The sequence below is a fragment of the Streptococcus sp. 27098_8_69 genome (assembly GCF_041432445.1).
In the GTDB taxonomy this organism is placed as follows: domain Bacteria; phylum Bacillota; class Bacilli; order Lactobacillales; family Streptococcaceae; genus Streptococcus.
Window position 1 is genome coordinate 1 of the sequence record NZ_JAPVZO010000047.1, and the last position, 2,814, is coordinate 2,814.

Sequence of the window (2,814 nt, forward strand, 5' to 3'; positions counted from 1 at the left end):
ACAGAAATTGTTCAAGAATTAATTACTGAGTTTTCGTTAGATATTCTTCTAAAAGCCATTAAACTAGCTCGTTCGACCTACTACTATCACTTGAAACAGCTAGACAAACCAGATAAGGACCAAGAGCTTAAAGCTGAAATTCAATCCATTTTTATCGAACATAAGGGAAATTATGGTTATCGTCGGATTCATTTAGAACTAAGAAATCGTGGTTATCTGGTCAATCATAAAAGAGTTCAACGCTTGATGAAAGTACTCAATTTACAAGCTAAAATGCGACAGAAACGAAAATATTCTTCTCATAAAGGAGACGTTGGCAAGAAAGCAGATAACCTTATTCAACGCCAATTTGAAGCAGCCAAACCAATGGAAAAGTGCTACACAGATGTGACAGAATTTACCATTCCAGCAAGTACTCAAAAGCTTTACTTATCACCAGTTTTAGATGGCTTTAACAGCGAAATTATCTCCTACAATCTTTCTACTTCACCGAACTTAGTACAAATGAAAGCTATGCTAGAACAAGCCTTTACAGAGAACCATTACGAAAATACAATTCTCCATAGTGATCAAGGCTGGCAATACCAACACGATTCTTATCATCGGTTCCTAGAGAGTAAGGGAATTCAAGCATCTATGTCACGCAAGGGAAACAGCCCAGACAACGGCATGATGGAATCTTTTTTTGGCATTCTTAAGTCTGAAATGTTTTATGGTTATGAGAATACGTTTCAGTCACTTGAGCACTTGGAACAAGCTATTGTAGACTATATTGATTACTACAACAACAAACGAATTAAGGTAAATCTAAAAGGACTCAGTCCTGTGCAATACAGAACTAAATCCTTTGAATAAATTAATTGTCTAACTTTTTGGGGGCAGTACAAAAAAACTTGATATTATGCGTTTTATTGTGGAAAGATTTACTTCGGTTGCTCCTAATACTCAATGAAAATCAAAGAACAAACTAGGAAGCTAGCCGCAGGTTGCTCAAAGCACTGCTTTGAGGTTGTAAATAGAACTGATGAAGTCAGCTCGAAACACTGCTTTGAGGTTGTAGATAGAAGTGATGAAGTCAGCTCAAAACACTGTTTTGAGGTTGTAGATGAAACTGACGTAGTCAGTATCCTACACATACGGTAAGGCGACGCTGACGTGGTTTGAAGAGATTTTCGAAGAGTATGAAATTGAGTTTTTGCCCAGACTCTTAGTATAGACGTATTGGATTTTTGGATTTTTTAGAAAATTATGATAAAATAAGGGATATGAAAAATGGGGATTCCTCATGCCTAGTTTAACTAGGAAACAAAATAGAAATTAGGTAGCTAGATGTCATCAAAAGTTATTGTTACAATTTTCGGTGCAAGTGGGGATTTGGCCAAACGTAAGCTCTACCCTTCACTTTTTAGACTTTATAAATCAGGTAATCTTTCTGATCATTTTGCTGTTATTGGAACTGCTCGTAGACCTTGGAGTAAGGAGTATTTCGAATCTGTCGTTGTCGAATCTATTTTAGACTTGGCAGATAGTGTGGAAGAAGCTCAAGCATTTGCGAGTCATTTTTACTATCAAAGCCACGATGTTAATGACACTGAGCACTACATCGAATTACGCAAGCTTCAGGCTGAATTAAACGAAAAATATCAGACTGAGCACAACAAACTCTTCTTCCTCTCAATGGCACCTCAGTTCTTTGGTACCATCGCCAAACACCTCAAATCAGAGCAGATTGTTGACGGTAAAGGCTTTGAACGTTTGATTGTTGAGAAACCTTTTGGAACCGACTATGAGACTGCTAGCAAATTAAACGAAGAACTCCTAGCTACTTTTAACGAAGAGCAAATCTATCGTATCGACCACTATCTCGGTAAGGAAATGATTCAAAGTATTTTTGCCATTCGCTTTGCCAATATGATTTTTGAAAATGTTTGGAATCGTGAGCACATCGATAACGTACAGATTACCTTTGCAGAGCGTCTAGGTGTTGAAGAACGTGGTGGCTACTATGATGAATCTGGTGCCCTACGAGATATGGTTCAAAACCATACCCTCCAACTTCTGTCACTCCTTGCCATGGACAAGCCTGCAAGCTTTACAAAGGATGACATTCGCGCAGAGAAGATCAAAGTCTTTAAAAACCTTTACCACCCTACAGATGAGGAACTTAAAGAGCAATTCATCCGTGGTCAATATCGTTCTGGTAAAGTCGATGGCATGAAATACATCTCTTACCGTAGTGAACCAAATGTTAACCCTGAATCTATGACAGAAACCTTTGCATCAGGTGCCTTCTTTGTAAATACTGATCGCTTCCGTGATGTACCTTTCTTCTTCCGTACAGGGAAACGCCTAACAGAAAAAGGAACACACGTGAACATTGTCTTCAAGCAAATGGATTCCATTTTCGGAGAGCCTCTAGCACCAAACGTGCTTACCATCTATATCCAACCAACTGAAGGTTTCTCTCTTAGTCTTAACGGTAAAAAGGTAGGAGAAGAGTTTAGCCTTGCGCCAAATTCTCTTGACTATCGAACAGATGCGACTGCAACAGGTGCTTCACCAGACCCATATGAAAAACTCATCTATGATGTTTTGAACAATAACTCAACTAACTTTAGCCACTGGGATGAAGTGAGTGCCTCATGGAAATTGATTGACCGTATTGAAAAGCTTTGGGCTGAAAACGGGGCTCCACTTCATGACTACAAGGCTGGTAGCATGGGACCTCAGGCTAGCTTTGATCTCCTTGAAAAATACGGTGCTGAGTGGACTTGGCAACCAGATATCGCCTATCGTAAAGATGGTAGACTAGAA

2 protein-coding genes are annotated in these 2,814 nt (G+C 39.1%); both read left to right on the plus strand.

The genetic code is table 11. The features are described 5' to 3' along the window. Window positions 1-855, plus strand: an 855-nt coding sequence (locus tag O3658_RS10485; RefSeq protein ID WP_371561515.1) for an IS3 family transposase, incomplete at its 5' end; no start/stop codon positions are given. Window positions 856-1,329: 474 nt separating this feature from the next. Then, window positions 1,330-2,814 (plus strand): glucose-6-phosphate dehydrogenase (zwf, locus tag O3658_RS10490; protein WP_371561518.1); only part of this gene is annotated, 1,485 nt, incomplete at its 3' end.